This is a genomic window from Streptomyces lienomycini, assembly GCF_027947595.1.
Taxonomy (GTDB): domain Bacteria; phylum Actinomycetota; class Actinomycetes; order Streptomycetales; family Streptomycetaceae; genus Streptomyces; species Streptomyces lienomycini.
The window spans coordinates 3,299,765-3,315,143 of sequence record NZ_CP116257.1 but is presented as its reverse complement, the minus strand read 5'-3'; the positions used below and the strand labels follow the sequence as shown (position 1 = coordinate 3,315,143).

General features: G+C 73.6%; 17 protein-coding genes and 1 pseudogene. 5 read left to right on the top strand and 13 right to left on the bottom strand.

Annotated elements, in window-relative coordinates; all coding sequences use genetic code 11:
* Nucleotides 1-269 precede the first annotated feature (269 nt).
* Entirely contained in the window at nt 270-1,301 is a 1,032-nt protein-coding gene (locus BJ961_RS14940; protein ID WP_271413309.1) for a 7-epi-alpha-eudesmol synthase, read from the top strand.
* A 64-nt stretch (nt 1,302-1,365) separates the two neighbouring features.
* On the opposite strand, the gene BJ961_RS14935 is transcribed toward BJ961_RS14940, so the two are convergent.
* The 6 genes and pseudogenes from BJ961_RS14935 to BJ961_RS14910 form a co-directional block, all read right to left on the bottom strand.
* Nucleotides 1,366-2,610 (bottom strand): cytochrome P450, encoded by a 1,245-nt coding sequence (locus tag BJ961_RS14935; protein ID WP_271413308.1) that lies wholly within the window; start codon nt 2,608-2,610, stop codon nt 1,366-1,368.
* Nucleotides 2,607-3,212, bottom strand: coding sequence for a GTP-binding protein (locus BJ961_RS14930; protein ID WP_271413307.1), 606 nt, complete (start codon nt 3,210-3,212; stop codon nt 2,607-2,609). The genes BJ961_RS14935 and BJ961_RS14930 overlap by 4 nt, the downstream gene beginning before the upstream one ends.
* Nucleotides 3,193-3,564 (bottom strand): DUF742 domain-containing protein, encoded by a 372-nt coding sequence (locus tag BJ961_RS14925; RefSeq protein WP_271413306.1) that lies wholly within the window; start codon nt 3,562-3,564, stop codon nt 3,193-3,195. The genes BJ961_RS14930 and BJ961_RS14925 overlap by 20 nt, the downstream gene beginning before the upstream one ends.
* On the bottom strand, nt 3,561-3,971 hold the full coding sequence (locus tag BJ961_RS14920; RefSeq protein ID WP_019327713.1) for a roadblock/LC7 domain-containing protein: 411 nt from the start codon (nt 3,969-3,971) through the stop codon (nt 3,561-3,563). Before BJ961_RS14920 ends, BJ961_RS14925 begins: the two co-directional genes overlap by 4 nt.
* Before the next feature lie 5 nt (nt 3,972-3,976).
* A complete protein-coding gene (locus tag BJ961_RS14915) occupies nt 3,977-4,309 on the bottom strand; it encodes a hypothetical protein (RefSeq protein ID WP_271413305.1) in 333 nt (110 codons plus the stop codon).
* A 146-nt stretch (nt 4,310-4,455) separates the two neighbouring features.
* Nucleotides 4,456-4,812 (bottom strand): annotated as a pseudogene (locus BJ961_RS14910) (ATP-binding protein); the annotation flags it as partial.
* A gap of 1,278 nt (nt 4,813-6,090) precedes the next feature.
* Here BJ961_RS14910 and BJ961_RS14905 point away from each other — a divergent pair.
* Together BJ961_RS14905 and BJ961_RS14900 are read left to right on the top strand one after the other, a co-directional pair.
* Nucleotides 6,091-7,032 carry an NADP-dependent oxidoreductase gene (locus BJ961_RS14905; RefSeq protein WP_271413304.1) on the top strand — a complete coding sequence of 314 codons (942 nt, stop codon included), beginning with the start codon at nt 6,091-6,093 and terminating at the stop codon, nt 7,030-7,032.
* 163 nt (nt 7,033-7,195) lie between these two features.
* On the top strand, nt 7,196-7,582 hold the full coding sequence (locus tag BJ961_RS14900; RefSeq protein WP_271413303.1) for an anti-sigma factor antagonist: 387 nt from the start codon (nt 7,196-7,198) through the stop codon (nt 7,580-7,582).
* Here the strand turns inward: BJ961_RS14900 and BJ961_RS14895 are convergent.
* Nucleotides 7,548-8,501 (bottom strand): ribose-phosphate diphosphokinase, encoded by a 954-nt coding sequence (locus tag BJ961_RS14895; protein WP_271413302.1) that lies wholly within the window; start codon nt 8,499-8,501, stop codon nt 7,548-7,550. The two genes, BJ961_RS14900 and BJ961_RS14895, sit on opposite strands and share 35 nt — an antisense overlap.
* 219 nt (nt 8,502-8,720) lie before the next feature.
* Between BJ961_RS14895 and otr(A) the strand changes: the two genes are divergently transcribed.
* On the top strand, nt 8,721-10,589 hold the full coding sequence (otr(A), locus tag BJ961_RS14890; RefSeq protein ID WP_271413301.1) for a tetracycline resistance ribosomal protection protein Otr(A): 1,869 nt from the start codon (nt 8,721-8,723) through the stop codon (nt 10,587-10,589).
* Between the two features lie 107 nt (nt 10,590-10,696).
* A complete protein-coding gene (locus BJ961_RS14885; protein ID WP_271413300.1) occupies nt 10,697-11,380 on the top strand; it encodes a DUF4230 domain-containing protein in 684 nt (227 codons plus the stop codon).
* A gap of 45 nt (nt 11,381-11,425) precedes the next feature.
* Here BJ961_RS14885 and BJ961_RS14880 read toward each other — a convergent pair whose 3' ends face one another.
* From BJ961_RS14880 to BJ961_RS14855, 6 genes are read right to left on the bottom strand one after another with little or no spacing between them, the layout of a single operon-like run.
* Complete coding sequence (locus BJ961_RS14880) at nt 11,426-13,207, bottom strand: complex I subunit 5 family protein (protein WP_271413299.1); 1,782 nt, start codon at nt 13,205-13,207, stop codon at nt 11,426-11,428.
* On the bottom strand, nt 13,207-13,566 hold the full coding sequence (locus tag BJ961_RS14875) for a sodium:proton antiporter (RefSeq protein ID WP_271413298.1): 360 nt from the start codon (nt 13,564-13,566) through the stop codon (nt 13,207-13,209). Before BJ961_RS14875 ends, BJ961_RS14880 begins: the two co-directional genes overlap by 1 nt.
* 7 nt (nt 13,567-13,573) lie before the next feature.
* Nucleotides 13,574-14,359 (bottom strand): MnhB domain-containing protein, encoded by a 786-nt coding sequence (locus BJ961_RS14870; protein ID WP_271413297.1) that lies wholly within the window; start codon nt 14,357-14,359, stop codon nt 13,574-13,576.
* Nucleotides 14,356-14,628, bottom strand: a complete 273-nt coding sequence (locus tag BJ961_RS14865) for a Na(+)/H(+) antiporter subunit B (RefSeq protein ID WP_271413296.1) — start codon at nt 14,626-14,628, stop codon at nt 14,356-14,358. The genes BJ961_RS14870 and BJ961_RS14865 overlap by 4 nt, the downstream gene beginning before the upstream one ends.
* Nucleotides 14,625-15,062, bottom strand: a complete 438-nt coding sequence (locus BJ961_RS14860; protein ID WP_271413295.1) for a monovalent cation/H+ antiporter complex subunit F — start codon at nt 15,060-15,062, stop codon at nt 14,625-14,627. Before BJ961_RS14860 ends, BJ961_RS14865 begins: the two co-directional genes overlap by 4 nt.
* Complete coding sequence (locus tag BJ961_RS14855; protein ID WP_271413294.1) at nt 15,059-15,241, bottom strand: hypothetical protein; 183 nt, start codon at nt 15,239-15,241, stop codon at nt 15,059-15,061. Before BJ961_RS14855 ends, BJ961_RS14860 begins: the two co-directional genes overlap by 4 nt.
* Nucleotides 15,242-15,379 lie beyond the last annotated feature (138 nt).

Sequence of the window (15,379 nt, the reverse complement as noted above, 5' to 3'; positions counted from 1 at the left end):
GGCCGAATCAGTCGGTGGGCGGCCGCCCCGGGTGGGTGCCGCACCCGGCGGGCCGCACGGGTGAACGCTCGCGGCCGTGTCGCCGCCGGGCAGTTGCGAAGATCACCGACGGACTCCGCGTAGATCATTTAGGGTCGGGGCAGCCTCTTACTGCTTCTCGGTTCAACTTTCGCGTCCGGGAAGCCAGTTCGAGTGTGCGCGGGCGGTCGGACGGCCGTCCGTCGGCAGGGCCGGGGGGACTCTGCGCTCCGTCTCCCGAAAGGAAACACATGTCTCAGGACGTCCGCTTCGACCTCCCCTTCGAAACCCCCGTGAGCCCGCATCTCGACCGGGCCCGTGAACAGCATCTGCGGTGGGTGCGGGAACGGGGGCTGGTGCGCAGCCGGGCCGGGTTCGACGAGTACCGGTCCTGGGACCTCGCCGGGGCCGCGGCCCGCACCTACCCCCACGCGTCGGCGGACGACATGGTCGTCCTGATGAACTGGTTCTCCCTCGCCTTCCTCTTCGACGACCAGTTCGACGCGGCCCGGCCCGACCGCGCGGAGCGCATAGCGGAGGTGGCGCGCGAACTGATCGCCACGCCGCTCCGGCCGGCGGGCACCGCGCCGCGGGTGGAGTGCCCCATCACGCTGGCCTGGGCGGAGGTCTGGGACCACCTTTCGGATGGCATGTCCCTGACTTGGACGTCGCGGTTCGCCGCCTCCTGGGGCCGGTTCCTGGTGGCGCACTGCGAGGAGGTCGACCTGGCGGCCCGCGGCCGTGCCGCCACGCTCGGGCTGGAGGAGTACGCCGTCTTCCGGCGCCGCACGGTCGGCATCCACCACAGCATCGACGCGGGCGAGCGCAGCCGCGGCTTCGAGGTGCCGGCCGCGGCGATGGCGCACCCGCTGATGGAGCGGATGCGGGACCTGGCGGCGGACACCATCGGGTTCATGAACGACATCCACTCCTTCGAGCGCGAGCGCCGCCGGGGCGACGGCCACAACCTCATCGCCGTCCTGCACCGGGAACGCGGCTGCTCGTGGCAGGAGGCCGCCGACGAGGCGTACCGCATGACGACCGCCTGCCTCGACGCGTACGTCGCCTGCGAGGCGCGGGTGCCGGAGATGTGCGCCGAGCTGGGGCTGGACGCCGACGGGCGGGCACGGGTGCGGATGGGGGTGGAGGCCATCCAGCACTGGATCAACGGCAACTACGAGTGGGCGCTGACCAGCGGCCGGTACGCGGCGGCCAAGGAGGGTCCGGTGGCCACGGCGGAACTGGCCGGGCGGGGATCGGTGGACGACCTGCTGAGCGTGTGAGACGGGAGCGCCGCCCGGCCCGGACCCCTCCGGCCGGGCGGCGCCCTCCCGTCCTCCCGCGCGGCTACGCGGCGAACTCCACCGGCAGGCTGTCCAGACGCGACTCCCAGGTGGAGGCCGTGGAGGTGAGGTCGGCCGACGGCACGGCCAGGCGCAGCCCCGGCAGCCGGTGCAGCAGGACGTCGACGGCCGTCTCGATGATGGCCTGGCCGATGCTCTGCCCCGGGCACTCGTGGGGGCCCGCGCTGAAGGCGAGGTGCGAGGCGTTGCCCTGGACGGAGACGGCGGTGTCGGGGCGGATCTCCGGGTCGTGGTTGCCGGCCGCGAGGCCCAGCACGAGCAGGTCGCCCTCCTTGACCGGGCAGCCGCCCAGTTCCAGATCGGCGGTGGCGAACCGGCCCGGCAGCACGGCGAGCGGCGGGGAGTTCCACATCACCTCCTCCACCACCGCGGACATGTTCAGCTGACCGCTCACCAGGCCGGAGAGCCGGGTGGTGTCGGTGAGGACCAGTTGGAGCGCGCGGGCCAGCAGGTTGCTGGTGGTGGTGTGCGCGGTGATCAGCACCAGGCGCAGATGGTTGACGATCTCGTCCTCGTCGAGGCCGGAGTGGTGCCCGATGAGCCCCGAGGCGAAGTCGGAGCCGGGCTCCTCCCGCTTGCGCGCGGCGAGTTCGCCGAGGATGCCCATGATGCGCCCGTTGTGCGTGAGGGCGTCCGCGCCGCCCTTGATCACCTGGTTGCTGGACTCGGCGAGGGTGCGCCCCTCCCGTTCGGCGAGCCCGAAGACACGGGTGAGGACCAGCATGGGCAGGTACTCGGCGAAGTCCCCCACCAGGTCGGCGCGGCCCGCGTCGGCGAACGCGTCGATCTGCTTGTTGGCGAAGTGGGTGACGTGGCGGCGGATGCCCCGGCCGGCGACGGCGTACAGGTTGTCGGTGACGGCTCCGCGCAGCCGGCGGTGCGGTTCGCCGTCCTGGGAGACGCAGTCGGGGCGCCAGCCCACCATCTGCATCAGCGGCGACGTCTGCTCCACCCGGCCGTCGCGGAAGTCCCGCCAGCTCCGCGAGTCGCGGCTGAACTGGAGGGGGTTGTCGAGCACCCGCCGGTTCTCGCGGTAGCCGAGCACCAGCCAGGCGGGGACGTCGCCCTCCAGCAGTACCGGTGCCACACTGCCGTGTTCCTTGCGCAGCCGCGTGTAGATGTCGTGCGGGTCGGCCGCCTCGGGTCCGTAGAGCCGGGTGACGCCCTCGCCGTGGGCGACGGGGCAGCCGCCGCCCGTGGCGGCGGGCGGGGTCTGGTCGTCGTTCATCGGGGCTCCAGGGCGGCGGCCGAGCGGTCCTTCAGATGCCGGATCAGGGTGACCAGCACATCGCGGCTGGCGGTGCGGTCGCGGGCGTCGAAGGAGACGACCGGCGTGTGCGGGGGGATGTCGAGGGCGTCGCGGATCTCCTCGGCCGGGTAGTCGCGGGAGTCGGGGAAGACGTTGAGCGCGATGACGAAGGGGACCTGCTGCCGCTCCATCTCCTCGATGGCCCGGAAGCTGGAGGCGAGCCGCCGGGTGTCCACCAGGACGACCGCGCCGAGCGCGCCCTTGAACAGGCCGTTCCACAGGAACCAGAAGCGCTCCTGGCCCGGGGTTCCGAAGAGGTACAGCATCAGCGTGTCGTTGAGGCCGATCTTGCCGAAGTCCAGGCTGACCGTGGTCTGCGTCTTGTCGGCCACGCCGATGAGGTGGTCGACGTCCACGCTGGCCTGGGTGAGGGTCTCCTCGGTGGTCAGCGGTTTGATGTCGCTGACGGAGCGGACCATGGTGGTCTTGCCGGTGCCGAAGCCCCCGGCGATCATGACCTTCACCGAGCGGGTGTCCCCGGCCGTCGGTGACCCCGGTCGGTCAAAGCCTTTGAAGTCCACTGAGTACCTCCTCAAGGAGCGCGAGGTCGGGCCCGCGACCGGCGTCGAGTGCCGGGATCGGATCACGGGCTTCGACGCGGCCCGCCTGGAGCAGGTCGGACAGCAGCACCGCGAGGATGTTGAAGGGCAGGTGAAGGTGGGCGCCGAGTTCGGCCACCGACAGCGGTTCGCGGCAGCGCCGGAGTATCTCCTCGTGCTCGTGCTGCATGCCCGGTAAGGGCACGGCACGGGAGACGACGAGGGTCGCCACGTCGAGGGTCGACGCCGAACCGCCCGGCCCGCTGCGTCCTCCGGTGAGGACGTAGTAGCGCTCGAGACCGGACGGATCGGTCGGTCGGCGGGGAGCACTCATCCAGAGTGCTCCTCCTGGCGCGGGGTGGTGCCGAGGAGTTCACCCATCCGGCGTGCCAGGTCGCGCATCTGATGGCCGAGCAGGCCCTGGTCGAGGCCCTCGCGGGCGAGGACGCCGAGATACGTCTCCAGGCCCGCGCGGACGACGAACAGGTGCCCGCCGTCCACCTCGATCATGGCGAGGCGCAACTGCCCCGCGTGCTGCGGGAACTGCTCGGCGACCGGCTGGGCCAGCGCCTGCAGTCCGGCCACCACGGCGGCGAAGCGGTCCACGTCGTCGGGGTCTTCGGCGCCGTAGGAGGTGATGGCCTTGCCGTCGCTGGAGGCCACGAGGGCGAAGCGGATCTCCTGGATGGACTCCACAAGGTCGCGGAGCGCCCAGCTCACGTCGGTTCCCTGGTGCGTCATGGGGACTAGTCGCTCTCTTCAGTGCGGTGCCCGGTGGACGGGCCACCGGTGGTCGTGTCGGGGAGGCCCGGGTCGCGGCCCGCGGTGGCGAAGGCGGCGAGACCGGCGAAGGACGCGTCCGGCGGAACGGCGGAGACCGGAGTCCGCCCGGCGGGCCCGGAGCCGGCCGGGAGCGCGGCGGGCCCGGAAGCGGCGGCCGGGGCGGAAGGCGGCCCGGCGGCCGGTTCGGCACGCCTGCTCCGGCGGCGGGGCAGGCCGCCCGGGGTGGTCTCGCCCCCGGTCCCGCCCGTGGGGTCCGGGAATGCCTCGGGACCCGGGGCCGCGCTCGCGGCGGGCACGGCCGGGGGCGCGGTGGCGGTCGCGGGGGCTCCGCGACGGCGGCGGTCGAGGAAGCGGCGGCCGCGGGTAGCGGGCTGAAGTACTTGTGGGGTACGACGACCACGACGGACGTGCCCAGCCACGGCGAGTCGGCGAAGGTGACGCGGATGCCGTAGCGGCGGGCGAGGGCGCCGACCACGCGCAGGCCGATGTTGGCGTCCTCCGAGATGCCGCCGAGTCCCGCGCCGGGTGAGGTGCCCGCCAGCGCGTGCTCGGCCTCGCGCTTCTTCTCCTCGCTCAGTCCCTTGCCGGAGTCCTGGATCTCGATGCCGACGCCGTTGGGCACCTCCTTGCCGGAGACGACCACCGGCTCGGTGGGCGGCGAGTAGCGGGCGGCGTTGTCCAGCAGGTGCGCGAAGATCAGCGTGAGGTGGTCCACCAGGCCGCCGTCGACGCCGAGTTCGGGAAGGTGGCGCAGCTGGACGCGGTGGAAGTCCTTGATCCGGCCGATCCCGCCGCGCATCACGCTCAGCAGCCGCTGCGGTTCCTGCCACTGCCGGCCGGGGCGGTCGGAGCCGCCGAGCACACCGATGCTGGCGGCGAGGCAGTCGGCCGGGCCGATGGCCTGGTCGAGTTCCATCAGGCCCCGGGCGACGGCGGGCAGCCGGCCGTGCTCGCCCTGCATCTCGTGCAGGCGGCCCCGGAGCTTGCTGGTCAGGACGTGGATGCGGTTGCCGACGCTGATGACGGCCTGCTCGGCGGAGGTCGAGCGGTCGAACTCCGCCTCGACGCCGATCAGCGCGGTTCTGAGGACCTTGCGCAGCTCGGCCTGGAGGTCGGCGCCCACCTTGGCGCACTGCTCCATGGTCGGCAGGATGTCGTCGATGGCGTCACCGGCCCGCAGTCGGCGCATCGCGTCGGGCAGCTGCTCGTCGGCGAGCCGGGAGACGGCGGCCAGCTGGTGGCCCAGCTGCTCCTGCCATGCCTCGGTCCGCTCGGCGAGCCGGCTCTCGTGGACCGCGGCCTGCTCGGCCAGCCGGTCCTCGTGGACCCGGGACTGTTCCGTCAGCTGTGCCTCGTACGTCTGTACCTGCTCGGTGAGCTGGGCGTCCAGGGCGGCGCGCTCGGCGGAGAACCGCTGCTCCAGAGCGCTCACGTGCTGCTGCCACTGCTGGGAGTGTTCGGCCCGGGCGGCGCGGTGGGCGTCCTCGGCCCGGCTCAGCTGTGCGCGGGTGCGCAGCAGGAGGCGCACGCACACGGTGCCGGCCGCGGTGGCCGCCGCGCCGGCGACGGCCACGGATATTCGCTCGGAGCTCATGAACGTGGCGGCCACCGTCCCGCCTCCCAGGCCCAGTGGCATCAGCCACCAGCTGTACCAGGCGACGGGGGCCCGCGCCGCCGGTGGCGGAGTGGCGAGTTCCATCTGCATCCTTCGAAGCAAAACGATCGAACAGGGGGGAGTGTTCGAGCGGGGGTGTCCAGGCATGGGGAGAGGAAGGGGGGACCCCACTCGTGAGGGCGCACACTGAGCCGACCCGTCGCGATCGCGTCAACTCGCAGCGCCGCTGGGGAGCTTATCGGTTGTGAAGCCTAAAAGATCAATTTCACCGTCCTGCGGAAGTGAGGATTCCGTCACGACCGGGAGGTCGTTCCGGGTTGGCGAATGTCCTTGCCCGCCAGGCAAGTTGGCGCCGACCCCCCGGGTGCCCCGCCCCGGGTGCCGGACGGCGCCGGGAATGGCACGATCTCCCCGGAGGTTGCAGACCGTGCTGCCCGCCCCTGCCCCAGTTGCGAGGTCTCGATGAACACCATGCGCGCCATCGGCCAGGACGTCCTCGGCGGTCCCGAGGTCCTGAAGGAGGTACGGCTCGAACGCCCGGAGCCACGCCCCAACGAGGTGCTGGTGCGGGTGCGCGCCGCGGGAGTGAACCCGACCGACTGGAAGCACCGGGCGAACGGCGGCTTCCTCGGCGAGCCGCCCTTCGTGCTGGGCTGGGACGTGTCGGGCGTGGTGGAGTCGGTGGGGATCGGCGTCGCCGCGTTCCGGCCCGGTGACGAGGTCTTCGGCATGCTCTCCTACCCGTTCGGCCACGGTTCCCACGCGGAGTACGTCACGGCGCCCGCGCGCACCTTCGCCCACAAGCCGGCCGGCCTCGACCACGTACAGGCGGGTGCCCTCCCCCTGGTCTCGCTGACGGCCTGGCAGGCCCTGGTGGAGCGGGCGGACGTCCGGCCCGGGCAGCGGGTGCTGATCCACGCGGCGGCGGGTGGTGTGGGCCATGCGGCGGTGCAGATCGCCAAGGCGCGGGGTGCCCGTGTGATCGGGACCGCCAGCGCGGGCAAGCACGAGTTCCTGCGCTCCCTGGGGGCGGACGAGACCGTGGACTACCGGGAGACGGACTTCGCCGAGGCGGTGAAGGACGTGGACGTCGTTCTGGACACGATCGGCGGCGACACGTCGCTGCGGTCGCTGCGCGTGCTGCGTCCGGGCGGTGTGGTGGTGTCGATCCTGCCGGTCGGGTCGGACGAGTTCTACGAGGAGGCCGATCGGCTCGGCGTACGGGCGGTGCGGATGCTGGTCGACGCCGACCGGGCCGGGATGGAGGAGATCGCCGCCCTGGTCGGGTCGGGCGAGCTGCGGGCCACGATCGCGCGGACCTTCCCGCTGGCCCAGGCCGCGCAGGCGCACGCGCTGGGCGAGACCGGTCGCACCACGGGCAAGATCGTCCTCGTGGTCGACTGATCTGCCCATCCGGCCATCCGGCCATCCATGGAACGCGGCCGTGAGATTTCGATGACATATGTCAATCGAACATGCTCAAACTCGCTCGATCGGGGTAACTTCTTGAGCGGATTGGGTAGTTGAGCCCCCAGAAGCAGGCCGGAACAGGCTGGAGGCAAGGTTCGTGCGGCAGGAATCCGCGTCGCCCACCCGGCATCTGCGGGTGCGCCGTCACCAAGGTCACACGGTGCTGGAGTTCCGGGGCGAGATCGACATCGCCTCGGCCGCGGAGATCGCCCCGCACCTGGACCGGGAGACGGGGCGTCCCGGCGCCCGGATCGTCCTGGACCTCGGCGGGATCGAGTTCTTCGACTGCTCGGGGCTGCGGCTGCTGTACCGGGCGCGCAGTCAGGCGCTGGACCGGGGCGGACAGGTGCACCTGGTGTGCACCCACCCGCTGACACTGCGCATGCTGCGGATCACCGGCCTGGCCCGGCTGCTGCCGCCCCGGCCGACCCTGGAGGAGGCCCTCGGCGTCAGCCGGCCGGCCGGGCGTCGAACAGGGCGCTGACCGACTCGCCGTTGTGGATGCGGCGCACCGCCTCGGCGAGCGCCGGGGCGATGGACAGGATCCGCAGCTTGTCCGTGTGGTCGTCCACCGGCACCGGCACGGTGTTGGTGCACACGATCTCCAGCACGTCCGGCTGCTCGCTGAGCCGCCCCAGCGCACCGGCCGCGAACAGCCCGTGCGTGCAGGCGACGCGGATGGAGCGCGGACCCGCCTCCCGCAGCCGGTCGAGCAGCTCCAGCACGGTGCTGCCCTTGGCGATCTCGTCGTCGAGCACGATGACGTCCCGTCCGGCGACGTCCCCGATCACGGAGCTGATGCTGACCCGGTCGTCCGCGTACCGCTGCTTCGCCCCGGCCGCCACCTGGGCGCCGAGCATCCGGGCGAACGCGGCGGCCTCCTTGGCGTTGCCCAGGTCCGGGGAGACGACCGTGACGCGGGAGAGGTCGTACTGCCCGAAGTGCGCGGCCAGTTCACGCAGCGCGTGCAGGTGGTCGACCGGGACCGAGAAGAAGCCGTGCACCTGGGGCGAGTGCAGGGTCATGGCGAGGACCCGGCTCGCGCCCGCCGCCACCAGCAGGTCGGCGACCAGGCGCCCGCCCAGCGAGATGCGCGGGGCGTCCTTCTTGTCGGAGCGGGCGTACGAGTAGTGCGGCATGACCACGGTGATGCGGCCGGCCGACGCCCCGCGGGCCGCGTCGCACATCAGCAGCAGCTCGACGAGGTGCTCCTGGACCGGCTTGACCAGCGGCTGGACGAGGAACACGTCCCGCTCGCGGCAGTTGGCCAGCAGCTGCACCTCCAGGCAGTCGTTGGCGAACCGACTGACCCGGGTGGGGCTGAGCGGCACGCCCAGCTGGGCGCAGACCTCCTCGGCCAGCTCGGGGTGGGCACTACCGCTGAACACGGCGATGTCTCGCACGGACCGCTCCTCGCGTGATCCTGTCCGGCCGGGGCCCTCAGCTTACGGAAATCCTGTTGCGCCGCGCCCGGGGCCCCACGCCATGATGGCGCGGTCCGTCCTCGGCGAGGACGGTCGTGTCCCCCACCCCTCCTCACGTCAGGATCCCCCGCATGCGCCGACTCCTCGGAATCCCCCAGTGCCCCTTCCGGCCCACGGCTTTCGAGGACTCCTCCACGCATGCGCACCCTGAACATCGGCATTCTGGCCCACGTCGACGCCGGTAAGACCAGCCTCACCGAACGGCTCCTGTTCGACCACGGCGCCGTCGACCGGCTCGGCAGCGTCGACGCCGGCGACACCCGCACCGACGACGGCGGCATCGAGCGCCGCCGCGGCATCACCATCCGCTCCGCCGTCGCCGCCTTCACCGTCGGCGACACGCGCGTCAACCTCATCGACACCCCGGGGCACTCCGACTTCGTCGCGGAGGTCGAACGGGCACTGGAGGTGCTCGACGGCGCGGTGCTGCTGCTGTCGGCCGTGGAGGGCGTACAGGCGCGGACCCGCGTCCTGATGCGCACGCTGCGGCGACTGCGGCTGCCCACCCTCGTGTTCGTCAACAAGATCGACCGGGCCGGGGCACGCCCCGACGGCCTGCTCGACGACGTCCGGCGCCTGCTGACCCCGCACGTCGTGCCGCTGACCGAGGTGACGGGCGCCGGGACCGCGCACGCGCGGGTCACCCGCCGTCCGCCGGACGGGCTCGCCGCACAGGCGCTCGCCGAGGTCGACCCGGACGTCCTGGCCGCGCTGGTCGACGGCCCCGAGCCGACCGCGGCGCATCTGGCCGCCGCCCTCGCCGCCCGTACCGCCGACGGCTCGTTCCACCCGCTGTACCACGGCTGCGCGCTCGGGGGTCAGGGCGTCGCGGAGCTGGTCGAGGGACTGGTCGGGCTGGTCCCGGCCGCCGATCCCGGCGCGGCGGGCACCGCGGAACCCCGGGGCACGGTCTTCGCCGTACGTCCCGGAGCCACCGGCGAGCGCACCGCGTACCTCAGGCTGTACGACGGCGAGGTGCGTCCGCGCGGGCGGCTGACGTTCCTGCGGCGCGAGGCCGACGGGCGGACCACCGAGGTCCGCGGCCGGGTGACCCGCCTCGACGTGGTCGGCGGGGACGCCACGCTCACCGCCGGAAACATCGCCGCGCTCACCGTTCCCGGGGGCCTGCGCGTGGGCGACCGGCTCGGCGAGCCCGCCGACCGCGCGCCGCAATTCGCGCCGCCGACCCTGCGGACGCTGGTCCGGGCCCGGCACCCGGAGCAGGCGGCCCCGCTGCGCTCCGCCCTGCTGGCACTGGCCGACCAGGACCCGCTGCTGCACGCCCGGCCGGCGGCGTCCGGCGCCACCGCGCTGCTCCTGTACGGCGAGGTCCAGATGGAGGTGCTCGCCGCGACGCTGGCCGAGGAGTTCGGGATCGAGGCGGAGTTCACGCCGGGCCGCGTCCGGTTCCTGGAGCGGCCGGCCGGCCCGGGCGAGGCGGAGGAGGAGATGCCGTGGCTCGACCACACCCGGTACTGGGCGACGATCGGGCTGCGTGTCGAGCCGGGCCCGCGCGGCTCGGGCGGGCACTTCGGGTACGAGACGGAACTCGGCGCGCTGCCCCGCGCCTTCCACCAGGCCGTGGAGGAAACGGTCCACGCCACGCTGCTGACCGGGCTGACCGGGGCCGCGGTCACCGACTACCGGGTGACGATGGTCCGCTCCGGATTCAGCTCGCCGCTCAGCACGGCCGCCGACTTCCGCGGGCTGACGGCGATCGTGCTGCGCCGCGCCCTCGCCCGGGCGGGCACCGTGCTCCACGAGCCGTACCAGTCCTTCGAGGCGGAGGTCCCGCCGGACGCGCTGGCGGCCGTGACGGCCCTGCTGGCCTCGCTGCGCGCGGACTTCACCGGTACGACCGGCGGCGACCCGGCCTGGATCGTCACCGGGGAGCTGGCGGCCCGGCGGGTGCGGGAGGCCGAGCTGCGGCTGCCGGGGCTCACGCGCGGCGAGGCGGTGTGGTCGTCGCGCCCGTCCGCGGACCGCCCGCTGAAGCCGGGGCGCTGAGCCGGCGTCGTACGACCCGGGTGCCCGCTCCGTCCCGCCGCGCCAACTGCTCGGTCTGGCACGGGAGATGGGGGGCATCCGGGTCAGTAGGAAGGAGGGCCGTCGCCATGACGACTCCCGTCAAGAAGCCCAAGAGTCCCGCCGAGAGGCCCGCCAGGCGCATGCCCGGCTGGGCGAAGGCGCTGACCGCGGTGGTGCTGGTGCTGGTCGTGCTGTTCGCGGGGCTCCGGCTGAGTGTCCTGCCGGGGTTGAAGGACCTGTTCGGCTCCGAGACCCGGGACCGCTCCGGTCCCGCGCTGCTGGAGTCCATCCGGGACATCAGCCGCTTCGACGCCGCCTCCGGCAACTTCCAGGTCGTCGTGGACCTGGAGAAGGACGCCAAGTTCCTGCCCGACGCGATCCGCGGCACCCGCACCCTGTACGTCGGGGCGGGCACCGTCGACGCCTTCGTCGACCTCGGGAAGGTGGGCGAGGACGACGTGACGGTCGACGGCGGCCGCACCTCTGCCACGCTGCGGCTGCCGCACGCCGGGCTCGGCGAGCCCGCCCTCGACCCCGACCGCTCCTACGCGGTGTCCAAGCAGCGCGGGCTGTTCGACCGCCTCGGCGACCTGTTCTCGGACAATCCCAACAGCGAGCAGGCCGTGCGGAAGCTGGCGGCCCGGCACATCGGTGAGGCGGCCGAGGAGAGCGAGTTGAAGGCGCGAGCCGAGGCCAACACCACGGCGATGCTCCGGGGGCTGCTGAACTCCCTGGGCTTCGAGGAGGTGCGGGTGACGTACGGGACCTGAGGGGGACGTCCGGGACCCGAGGATCCGCCCGTGGGTGTCGCCCGCTCACCCGGGCAGGACCGCCGGGAGGGCCAGCACCCCCATCACCGTGGCGCCCACCAGCAGCCACGCCACGTAGTCGCCGACGTGCCCGGACTGCAGCCGTCGCAGCACCGTCGCCCAGCCCGGCGCGACGAGCCGCCCCGGGCGGGCGACGGCGACGGCGGCCAGGACCGCGGCCAGGACGGTCGACAGCAGTCCCAAACCGACGCCCACCGGTGTCCAGTGCACGGAGGTGTGGACCAGCCCGGCGGTGGTGGCCTCGCCCATGGCGCGGGCCACCGCGTCGCCGAAGCCGGGGACGGCGCCGGCGGCGAGGGCCCCGGCGAGCAGGAGGGCGGGGACCACCGTCATGGTGTCGGGCACCCGGCCGAGCCGCCGCGTCGTCTCGGGCTGCTCCCCGGAGCCCGTCGTCTCGTCCGGGTCGGCGGCGCCCTGACCGCCGGCGTCCCGCGGGGTGGGGCCGAGGCCGAGGAACACCCGTGCCGCGACCCGCAGTACGGCCGCCGCGGTCACCGCGCTCGCCAGGACGTAGAGCACGGTGAGCGGGCCGCCCACCGCCTCCTCGGCCGCGGACTTGCCGAGCGCCGTGCCGAACGGGGGCAGTCCCGCGAGGCCCAGCGCGCCGACGACGAACATCACGGCGACGCTCCGCAGCGGGCGCGCGCGTCCGTGCAGGACGTGTTCGTCGACGCTGCCGTACCGGTCCAGGAGGATGCCCGCGCAGGCGAACAGCGCGGCCTTCACCCCGGCGTGTCCGACGACGTACAGCGCGATCCCGTCGTCGCCCCCGGGCGCGAGGGTGCCGATGCCGAGCAGGAACAGGCCGGTGTGCGCGATCGTCGAGTACGCCAGCAGCCGCTTGATGTGCCGCTGGTGCCAGCACATCACCGCCCCGATCACCGCCGTCAGCGCGCCCAGCACGCTCAGGACCCGCTCCGCGTCGGCGGCGGGCAGTCCACCGGGACCGGAGAACACGGTGTCGTAGACGCGCCAGACGCCGAAGACGCCCAGTTCGACCATGACGCCGGACAGCAGCATGCAGACCGGGGTGGGGGCGACCGCGTGCGCGTCCGGCAGCCAGAACTGGAAGGGGACGGCCGCCGCCTTGACCAGCAGACCGGTCAGGACGAGGACGAACGCGGCCAGCACCGTCGCGTCGGGCGGACCGTGGGCGTCGAGGGCGTGGCCGATCTCCGCCAGGCCGAGTTCGCCGGTGCGGGCGTAGAGCAGGGCGATGCCCATGAGCAGGGCGTAGGCGCCCAGCGAGTTGACCACGGCGAAGGTCAGCGCGCCCTGGACGGCCCTGGCCTCCTCGACCCGGTGCCCGGTCAGGGCGTACGCGGCGACGCTCATCAGCTCGAACCAGACGAAGGCGTTGAAGAGGTCCCCGGCGATCGAGAAGCCGCACATGCCGGCCTGGAAGACCAGCACGAGCGCGGGGAACGCCCCGGCGTGTCCGGGCGGCGGTTCGTCGAAGGAGCGCCAGGAGTAGGCGAGGGCGGCGAGGGTCAGTACGGACACCAGCGCGGCCATGCCGAGCCCCGGGCCGTCGCCGGTCAGGGCGATGCCGACGCTGTGGCCGTCCACCGGCTCCCAGCCGCCCGCCCACTCGGTCGGCGGCGGGGAGGAGTGCGCCAGCAGAACGACCGCGAGCGCCGCGGTGCCGGCCGCGACGGCGCAGGCGGTGCTCTCCGCGACGACGCGGGGCATGTGCCGGCCGCCGGCGGCGAGCAGGGCGGCGCCGAGGAGGGGGACGGCGACGAGAAGGGGCAGCAGGTGGGGCATCAGCCGCGCAGCTCGCTCAGTTCGTCGGGGTCGACCGTGCCGTGCCGCTTGGCGACCTGCACGACCAGGGCCAGCAGGAGGGCGGTGACGGTCGCGCCGACGACGACGTCGGTGAGGGCGAGGGCCTGGACCACGGGGTCGACCACCGGCCGGGATCCGGGCTCGAGGTCGGAGAACACCGGTGCGGTGGCATCGTCGCGGTAGCCGACGGCCAGCAGCAGGACGTAGGTGGCGGCCTGGCACACGGACAGGCAGCCGACCGCGTGGATCAGGTCGCGGCTGGTGGCCAGGCCGTAGCAGCCGGCCAGGAAGATCCAGGCGGCGACCAGGTAGGGCAGTACGTGCGTGAGGGTGGTCATGGCGCTCTCACTTCCCGCGCGCGTCGGGGTCGTCGGGGCTCCCGCCGTTCCCGCCGCTCTCGCCCTCGTCCACGATCTCGACGGCCTGGTCGAGGAAGCCGGCGAGCAGGACGACGACCGCGCAGGCGACCTCCATGCCGATCGCGGCGTTCAGCAGGGGGACGGTGCCGGCGGAGGCCAGCGTGTTGAAGGTGCCGTACGGGAGCAGGGTGTTGGCGAGGAAGGCCGAACCGCCGAGCAGCGCGGCGAGGCCGGTGACCAGGTAGGCGGAGGCGGCGAGCGCGTCGCCCGCCTCGTAGGGGGCGATGGGCCTGAGGCGTTCGAGGGCGCGGTAGTCGGCGCCGAGGTACAGCAGGTGCAGTGCGGTGGCGGCGACCACCCCGCCCTGGAAGCCGCCGCCGGGGCTGACCTGGCCGTGGGCGACGACGTAGAGGCCGGTCAGCAGGGCGACGGGCAGGACGAGCAGGGCGTAGCGGCGTACGGGCCGGGCGACGGCGGCGGGTTCGGGGCGGGCCCGGTGCTCGTCGCGGGTCTGCCGCAGCAGGATCACGCAGCCGAGCACCGCCGCGAACAGGATGCTCATCTCGCCGAGCGTGTCGAAGGCCCGCTGGTCGAAGGTGACGGACGCGACGGTGTTGGCGGTGCGCCGGCTCAGGGACGCCTCGACGGCCCGGTCGCCGTAGGGGTGCCGGTCGCCGCCGAAGCGGGGCAGCCCGAGGCAGGCGGCCACGAGGAGGGCGGCGAGTCCGGCGCCGCCCGCGGCCACCAGCCACAGCCGCACGCGCCGGCTCATGTTCCGTTCTCCTTGCCCCGGTCCTCGCTCTGTCCGCGCCGCTTCACCTTGCGGACCGTCAGCATCAGCAGCAGCGGGGTCAGGGCGGAGCCCACCGCCAGTTGCGACAGGCCGACGTCGGGCGCCTGGAGGACGGTGAACAGCACGGCGAGGACGACTCCGAGGACCGCCAGGACCAGGGACTGGCGCACGGGGTCGCGGACCGCCACCGCCGCCGTGGCGGACGCGGCGACCAGCAGCAGCGCGACGACGATCACGGCCTCAGTCATCGCATGCCGCCCGCGAGCGCCCGGGAGGCGACCAGGTTGCCGCCGACCAGCAGCGCCCCGACGACCAGGAGCTTGACCAGGGCGCGGCCCGGCCCGGTGGCCACGCCCACCGCCACCACGACCGCGGCGCCGAGGGCGGCGGCCGTCCAGGTGGGGCCCCGGGCGTGCGGCGGGTCGTCGGCCAGTTCGTCGGCGAGCAGCCGGGCGAAGACGAGTGTGCCGGCGGGCCCGAGGAGGGCGAGGACCAGGGCGAGGTCGACGTACGCGGGGCGGTCGAAGCCCTGGGCGAGCAGGAGGAGGACCGGGCAGGCCAGTGCGGTGGAGAGGTTCTGGGCGGCGGCGCGGCGGCGCAGCGGTCCGCTCGCCACGCCCCACACGGTGGCTCCGACGCCGGTGGCCAGGACGACGGCCGCGGCGAGGATCCAGCCGTTCACCGTCCGGTCACCGCCCGCCGCGCGCCCCGGGCCGCGAGCGCCGCCACGGCCGACGCAGCGGCGCCCACGGCGAGTTCGAGGGGGTCGACGGTGCTGATGAGGACCAGCCAGAGCGCGGCGAGCGGGACCCACCAGGCGGCCACCTCGGCCACGGCGAGGAGTGTCCTACGGCCCTTCACACGCCACCTCCACGGCCCTCCACGGCTGAGCCGGACGCCTGGCGCCCCGGATGCCCCTTGTGCCGCTCTTGTTGGTTTTCCTTCCGGTTCGCCGCCATCCAAGCACCGTGCGGGCGGCGGTGGACGGCGGCGCGCGGT

Coding starts and splice junctions, on each gene's coding strand:
- BJ961_RS14880 (WP_271413299.1), bottom strand. CDS start 13,207: ATGCCCCACCTGCTGCCCCTTCTCGTCGCCGTCCCCCTCCTCGGCGCC.
- BJ961_RS14920 (WP_019327713.1), bottom strand. CDS start 3,971: ATGACGCACCAGGGAACCGACGTGAGCTGGGCGCTCCGCGACCTTGTG.
- BJ961_RS14875 (WP_271413298.1), bottom strand. CDS start 13,566: ATGACCACCCTCACGCACGTACTGCCCTACCTGGTCGCCGCCTGGATC.
- BJ961_RS14885 (WP_271413300.1), top strand. CDS start 10,697: ATGACGACTCCCGTCAAGAAGCCCAAGAGTCCCGCCGAGAGGCCCGCC.
- BJ961_RS14940 (WP_271413309.1), top strand. CDS start 270: ATGTCTCAGGACGTCCGCTTCGACCTCCCCTTCGAAACCCCCGTGAGC.
- BJ961_RS14865 (WP_271413296.1), bottom strand. CDS start 14,628: ATGACTGAGGCCGTGATCGTCGTCGCGCTGCTGCTGGTCGCCGCGTCC.
- BJ961_RS14925 (WP_271413306.1), bottom strand. CDS start 3,564: ATGAGTGCTCCCCGCCGACCGACCGATCCGTCCGGTCTCGAGCGCTAC.
- BJ961_RS14935 (WP_271413308.1), bottom strand. CDS start 2,610: ATGAACGACGACCAGACCCCGCCCGCCGCCACGGGCGGCGGCTGCCCC.
- BJ961_RS14870 (WP_271413297.1), bottom strand. CDS start 14,359: ATGAGCCGGCGCGTGCGGCTGTGGCTGGTGGCCGCGGGCGGCGCCGGA.
- BJ961_RS14905 (WP_271413304.1), top strand. CDS start 6,091: ATGAACACCATGCGCGCCATCGGCCAGGACGTCCTCGGCGGTCCCGAG.